This is a genomic window from Kitasatospora sp. NPDC034035 (assembly GCF_055575755.1).
In genome coordinates, this window is the sequence record NZ_JBVISA010000019.1 from 1 (window position 1) to 5,960 (window position 5,960).

5 protein-coding genes are annotated in these 5,960 nt (G+C 75.3%); 3 read left to right on the top strand and 2 right to left on the bottom strand.

Translation table 11 applies throughout. The annotated features are described in order from the left end of the window. Positions 1 to 78 precede the first annotated feature (78 nt). Positions 79 to 834, bottom strand: coding sequence for a dienelactone hydrolase family protein (locus ACZ52J_RS25305; protein WP_465621952.1), 756 nt, complete (start codon positions 832 to 834; stop codon positions 79 to 81). Positions 835 to 982: 148 nt separating this feature from the next. On the opposite strand from ACZ52J_RS25305, the gene ACZ52J_RS25310 reads away from it, so the two are divergent. Continuing rightward, positions 983 to 3,166, top strand: coding sequence for a HEAT repeat domain-containing protein (locus tag ACZ52J_RS25310; RefSeq protein ID WP_465621954.1), 2,184 nt, complete (start codon positions 983 to 985; stop codon positions 3,164 to 3,166). A 165-nt stretch (positions 3,167 to 3,331) separates the two neighbouring features. Here the strand turns inward: ACZ52J_RS25310 and ACZ52J_RS25315 are convergent, their stop codons facing one another. Then, a complete protein-coding gene (locus ACZ52J_RS25315; protein ID WP_465621956.1) occupies positions 3,332 to 4,090 on the bottom strand; it encodes an alpha/beta fold hydrolase in 759 nt (252 codons plus the stop codon). Positions 4,091 to 4,366: 276 nt separating this feature from the next. On the opposite strand from ACZ52J_RS25315, the gene ACZ52J_RS25320 reads away from it, so the two are divergent. Both ACZ52J_RS25320 and ACZ52J_RS25325 read left to right on the top strand, forming a co-directional pair. Then, on the top strand, positions 4,367 to 4,900 hold the full coding sequence (locus ACZ52J_RS25320; RefSeq protein ID WP_465621958.1) for a SigE family RNA polymerase sigma factor: 534 nt from the start codon (positions 4,367 to 4,369) through the stop codon (positions 4,898 to 4,900). Then, complete coding sequence (locus ACZ52J_RS25325; protein ID WP_465621960.1) at positions 4,897 to 5,847, top strand: hypothetical protein; 951 nt, start codon at positions 4,897 to 4,899, stop codon at positions 5,845 to 5,847. Before ACZ52J_RS25320 ends, ACZ52J_RS25325 begins: the two co-directional genes overlap by 4 nt. Positions 5,848 to 5,960 lie beyond the last annotated feature (113 nt).

Here is a 5,960-nt window from a genome sequence, read left to right on the forward strand (position 1 = left end):
CTGTCCGCTGCCTAATCAGACGGGCTTGGACCCTCTACCGCTGGGATACCCGGCCTCGAAGCCCCCGCATCCGATGACCTACTGGCGGACGCCCTTACCCACACCCAAGTGCCGGACCAGGAACCGCTCCGAGGCCGCCACCTCGAAGTCCGGCACCTCCAGGTGGCCGCCGGGGTTGGCGTGCAGCGTCTTCTCCCGCGAACCGAACGCGCCGAACAATGCCAGCGCCCCCTCGCGCGGCACCAGCTCGTCGTCCCACTGCAGGACGAACTCCAACGGCACGCCCACCCGCGCCGCCGCCTCCGCCTGCGCCGCGTGCCCCGCCAGCCCGAACACCGCCGCGACGATGCGCGGTTCGGCCGCCGCGAGCGGAATGCCGACCGCACTCCCCAACGACAGCCCCCAGAACCCGACCGGGCCGAGGCCCTCCCCCACCGTGCCGAGCGCATCCAGCACGGCCACCCACTCCGGCACCGCCCGCTCCGCGAGCGCCGCCGTGTACCGCGCCACCCACGCGCTGATCGGCCGCCGGGCCGCCAGCAACTCCCCGATCTCCGTCACGAACCGCTCGTCCTGCGCGGTGCGCGGCCGCTCCCCGTGCCCCGGCGCGTCCAGTGACACCGCCGCGAAGCCGTACCGCGCGACACACCTCCGGGCCCGCTCCGCCACCGCCAGCTTGTCGCCGCCACCCCCGTGCCCGAGCAGCACCAGCGGCCGCCCGTCGAGCGGCCGCCCGTCCGGCCACCAGAGCACACCGGGCACACCGGGCACACCGTCGAGGGTGAAGCCGCGCTGCGTGACGCCGTCCGAGCTGATCTCCGAGGTGAAGTGCACCCAGCCATGATGGCGCCCGACACACGTTCGAGTCGCGGGTTTCCCCGCCCTGGCCGATTGTCGCCCCCGCCCTCGGGCGGCGAGGGCGGGCCGGGCCCTGGCTGCCGGACCGGTCCCGCTGTCAGACCGGTCCGGCAGAGTGCCGATCATGTTCAACGGACTGCACGACATCGACTGGGAGCGGCTGTCGCACGCCTACGGGAGCGCCGAGGAGGTGCCGGACCTGCTGGCGGCCCTGGCCTCGCCGGACGAGCAGGAGCGGGCCGCCGCACTCGACCACTACTACAGCGCCGTCCTCCACCAGGGCAGCATCTACTCTGCCACCACGGCCAGCCTGCCGTTCCTGTTCGAGCTGGTAAGCGACCCCGCCGTGCCCGGGCGGGCCGCGATCGTCGAGCTGCTGGTGAGCATCGGCCGCGAGGCGGCGGACCACGAGGCGTACGGGTTCGCCGGTGGGGACGTTTCCGACTCGCTGGCCCTCCTGCGCCGGCGCGCGGACGTGTTCGTGCGGTTCGCCTCGGACCACGACGCCGACCGCTTGCTGCGGCAGGCCGCCGTCCCCGCGCTCGGGCTGCTCGTCGACGACGTCCCGCGTGCGGTGGCGGTGCTGCGCGAGCGGCTGAGCGCCGAACCCGGGGTGGTCGAACGGCTGCTGCTGGTCGAGGCGATGGCCACGCTGGCCCTGCGCCGCCCCGAGGCGGTGGGCGAGGCGACGGCGTGGCTCACCGCCCTGGCCGACGACGAGGCCCTGGACACCACCACCCGGCTCGCCGCCCTCGTCCACCGCACCCGCTGCGCGACGGAGCCGGGCGGGGGCGAGGTCACGGCCGCGATCGGGCTGCTGCGGCGGGAGGCGGCGCCGGCCGACGGCTGGTGGGTTTCGCCCCGGCCCGTCCAGGAGAAGCCGCCGATCGAGCCGGGCAGCGCTCCGGGGTACGTCATCGCCGCGTTCGAGGAGTTGGAGCGCCACTCGGTGGTCCACTCGCCGACCACCCGGCTGCTGCGCACCTTCCACCAGGTGCTGGACGCCCGGGTGGTCGACCGCACCGCACTGCTCGCGGAGCAGCTGCGCAGCCCGGATCCCGGCGCCCGCCTCGACGCCCTGCGGATGACCGCCGAGCTCGTCACGTCCTGGCGGGGCGACCACGGTTCGCTCATCGGCATGGTCGCCGAGCGGCTGGCCGACCCGCATCCCGAGGTGGTTGCCGAGGCCGCGGCCGTCCTCGGCACCTGCCACGCCGTCGCCGACCCCGCCCGCGAGGCCCTCGCCGCCCTCGTCGCGGCCCAGCGCGCGGAGTTCGGGCCCGAGGTGTGGTCCTCGCCCCAGCCGCACCGGCGCCGGGCCCACCAGGAGGCGGTACTGGCGCTGGCCCACCTCGGCGACGAACGGGCCCGGCCGGGACTGCTGACGGCGCTGGACAGCGGAGCCGACGCCTGGCGGGCGGTCGGTGTCGCGCGCCATCTCCCCTCCGCTGCAGGGACCTTGGCGCCACGCCTGGCCAAGATGCTGCGGGGCTTCGACCTGGATACGCAGTGGAGCGACACGGAGGTCGGATCGGTCCTCGCCGCCCTCGGGGCGCTCGGGGACGCAGCGGCGCTGCCGGCCGTCACGGAGGTGCTCGACGCGGCGGTGCGGGAGAAACAGTGGCGTACCGCCTCCACCGCGCTGCAGAACCTGCGGCGCTTCGGCCCGGCGGCCGCAGGTGCGGGTACGGGTACGGGTGCCGACTCGGGCTCGGGCTCGGGCTCGGGCTCGGGCACGTTGGCGCGGATCCGGGCGCTGACGACGGCCGCCGAGGCGGATCCGAGCGTGGTGGCCGCCGCCCTCGCCGCGCTGTGGGCGGTCGGAGGTGATCCGGCGGAGGTCCTGCCGCTGCTGCTCCCCGCGCTCGACGCCACCGGCCCCTTCCAGGTGAACGAGGCCGCCGACGTCCTCGGCGGGATCGGTCCCGCCGCGGCGGCCGCCCTGCCCCGGCTGCGCGCGTTGCTGGCCGACGACTACGACTGGGTGCGCGTCCACTGCGCCGCCGCGCTGTGGGAGATCGGCGGCGAGCCCGAGGCCCCGGCCGTCCTCGGCGCGCTGCTCCCGGCCTGGGAGAGGAACTCCGCGACCGGCGGCCACGTCGCCGCCTGCCTGGAGCGGATGGGTGCCGCCGCCGCGCCGGCCGTCCCGCTGCTGCGGGCGCAGCTCGAACTGCCGCGCCGGGGCGGCCGGTTCGGGACGATCGAGGAGGACGAGAAGCTGCAACGCCAGTGCCGCGCACTCCTCGCCCGCCTCGACGCGGCCGGCGTGACGTCAGCCGGTGTGACGCCGACCGGTCTGCCGGTGTGACACCGGCCGGTGTGCCGGCGGCCGGCGTGCAGGCGGCCGGCGTGCAGGCATGACGTCGGCCGGGCGGCGCCACTCTCCAGGGCGCTGAAACGGGCGGGAAGCAGGGAGCGGAAAGTCGGCCGATCCGACGTCCCGCTCCTCCGCCGTGGCCCGGCAACCGGGCCGCTACCGCGCGTCCGCGGCCTCCCGCAGGAAGTCCAGCACCAGGGCGGTCGTCTCCTCCGGCCGCTCCAGGCTCGGCAGGTGGCCGGACCAGGACAGTTCGAGGTAGCGGGCGTTCGGGAGCAAGCCGGGGAGGGCGGCGGCGATCTCGCGGAAGTCCGGCACGTCGTGGGCGCCGCCGACGGCCAGGGTGGGGGCCTTGATCAGGGAGAGGTCGACGTCCTCCCGGTCCGGGCCGGTCGTCGCCTCCGCCTGCACGTCGAAGGCGTGCCGCTGCATCCGCCGGACGTTCGCGCGGACCGTCTCGTCCGCCTCCGGCCCCAGCCAGGTCTCGACGTTCAGCTCGACGGCCCCGTCGATGTCCCCGGCCTCGATCAGCTCGTCCTCGCGGCCCCCGAAGGCACGCAGCGTCTCGCTGGGCTGGTGCCCGGGCATGCCCGGGGCCAGCAGCACCAGCGCCGTCACCGCGTCCGGGCGCAGCGCGGCCGCCGTCAGGGCGATCCGGCCGCCGTGCGAGGAGCCGACCAGCGCCGCGGACTCGATGCCCAGGTGGTCCAGCAGGGCCAGGACATCCCCGGCGTCGCTGTAGGGGCCGTCCGCGAGCGGCGAGTCACCGAAGCCCCGGAAGTCGCACCGCACCGCCCGGTACCCGGCGTCGACCAGCCGCTGCCACTGCGCGTCCCACATCCGCCGGTCGCATACCGAGGAGTGCAGCAGCACCACGGCGGGCCCGCTGCCTGATACGTCATGAGAAAGGATCATCGGCTGGATGGTAGCGACCCGGCCCACGGATTCCCAAGCGGATTTACGCGCGGCCTTCAGGCCTCCTGCCAGGCTTTTTGCCCCGCCTTGTGCCCGGCCACCCGCCAGGCCTTCCGCCAGGCCTTCGGTCAGGCCGCTGCCCGCGCCGGCCCCCAGCCCCCTCCGCACCTCGCGTCGATCCCCGGCGGCCCTTCCGGCCGTGGCTCTGAAGGAGGGCCCGCACGGGAGTAAGCGCTTCCGTCCGCACCTGGGCTCTGGGTGGGTGAGGAGGTGCTCATGGGAGAAGCGAAGAGCGGGCCGAACGACGAGTTCCAGGCGTTCATCGTCGCGGTCTGGCCGCGCCTGGTACGGACGGCGTACCTGCTGGCCGGCGAGCAGTACGCGGCGGAGGACCTGGTGCAGTCCGCGGCGGAGAAGGCCTGCGCGGCCTGGTCGAAGGTACGGCGGGCGGACGATCCGTACGCCTACGTGCGGCGGATCCTGGTCAACCAGCACGCCCGCCGGTGGCGGCGCCGGCTGCCGGAGCTGCTGGTGGACGCGGTGCCGGACGCGGCGGGACCGGAGGACGGGTTCGCCCGGTCCGACCAGCGCGGGGCGCTGCTCACCGCGCTGGCGACGCTGCCGCCGCGCCAGCGGGAGGCGGTGGTGCTGCGGCACTGGGAGGACCTGAGCGACAGCCAGACGGCGACGGCCATGGGGTGCTCGGTCGGCGCGGTGCGCAGCCACGCGGCGAAGGGCATCGCGCGGCTGCGGCAGGTCACGGAGCTGGTGGGACTCAAGGACACGACACACATCGGAGGAGCGGTATGAGCGCGGACGTGGACGCCGGCAAGGACCTGTGGATCGGGCTCGGCCTGGCCGAGGCGGCGGCGGAGGCGAAGGTCGGCCCGGCACCGGTCGCGGACATCGTGGCGGGCGGCCACCGGCGGCGGAACCGCCGCCGTACGGTGGTCGGCGCGGTGGCGCTGGCCTCGGTGGTGGCCCTGACGGGCGGGGTGCTGGCGCAGTTGCACCCCGGCCCGGCGGCCACCCAGCATGTCGCCCCCGCCGGGATCGGAGCCCCCGCCGGCGCCGGAGCTGTCGGGACCGGAGCCGCCGGAACCGGAGCGGTCGGCGAGTCCGCCACCGTCCCGACGGCCGGAGCCGCCACCCCCGGCGCGCGCGACCCGTTCACCCCGGTCCGGGTCCGGCTCGGGCAGGGTGTCGCCAACGGCAAGACCTGGGAGATCTGGCAGGCGCTCTGGCCGGCGGCGCCGAAGGAGCGGGCGTACGAACAGGCGCTGGCGGTGTGGCAGGAGCGCACGCCCTTCGACTCCACCGTCCCCAAGCCCACTCCGGAGTACGTCGCCCAGTACTGGGACCCCGACTCCGATGTCATCAACACCTACTTCACCGTGGACGGGGTGCGCCTGGGCCACGACGCGGAGGGCAGCACCCCGTCCCCGGGCAAGCTCGACCCGCGCGAGCGGACCGTCCACGGCGGCGGCCTGTTCGGCCGCAGCAGCAAGGACGGCATCGTGCCGCCGGCGGACGTGGTGACGCTCTCCATCGGCCCCGACGTCGGCCGGGTGCTGGTGACCTGGGCGGACGGCACGACCACCGAGCCCCAGCCCGTCACCGTCGGCGACTCCCCGACCCGCCGCATGGTGGTCGCCCGCCCGGGGACGATGCGGGCGACGTCCTGGCAGTTCTTCGACAAGAACGGCAACAAGCTCCCGGACGAGGGCGCCAAGTACCTCACCGAGCCGGCCTCCTGACCTGCTCGGGAGTGGGGGGGGGGGGCCGCCGACCTCCCCCCCCGCCCAAGGAGAAGGTTTCGCCCCCCCCACCCAAAAACAACCCCCCCCCCACCCCCGGTGCCGTCCGTTTG

Bases quoted from the DNA above. Each gene is read 5' to 3' on its own strand.
- ACZ52J_RS25320 (WP_465621958.1), top strand. From the start codon at position 4,367: ATGGGAGAAGCGAAGAGCGGGCCGAACGACGAGTTCCAGGCGTTCATC.
- ACZ52J_RS25325 (WP_465621960.1), top strand. From the start codon at position 4,897: ATGAGCGCGGACGTGGACGCCGGCAAGGACCTGTGGATCGGGCTCGGC.
- ACZ52J_RS25315 (WP_465621956.1), bottom strand. From the start codon at position 4,090: ATGATCCTTTCTCATGACGTATCAGGCAGCGGGCCCGCCGTGGTGCTG.
- ACZ52J_RS25310 (WP_465621954.1), top strand. From the start codon at position 983: ATGTTCAACGGACTGCACGACATCGACTGGGAGCGGCTGTCGCACGCC.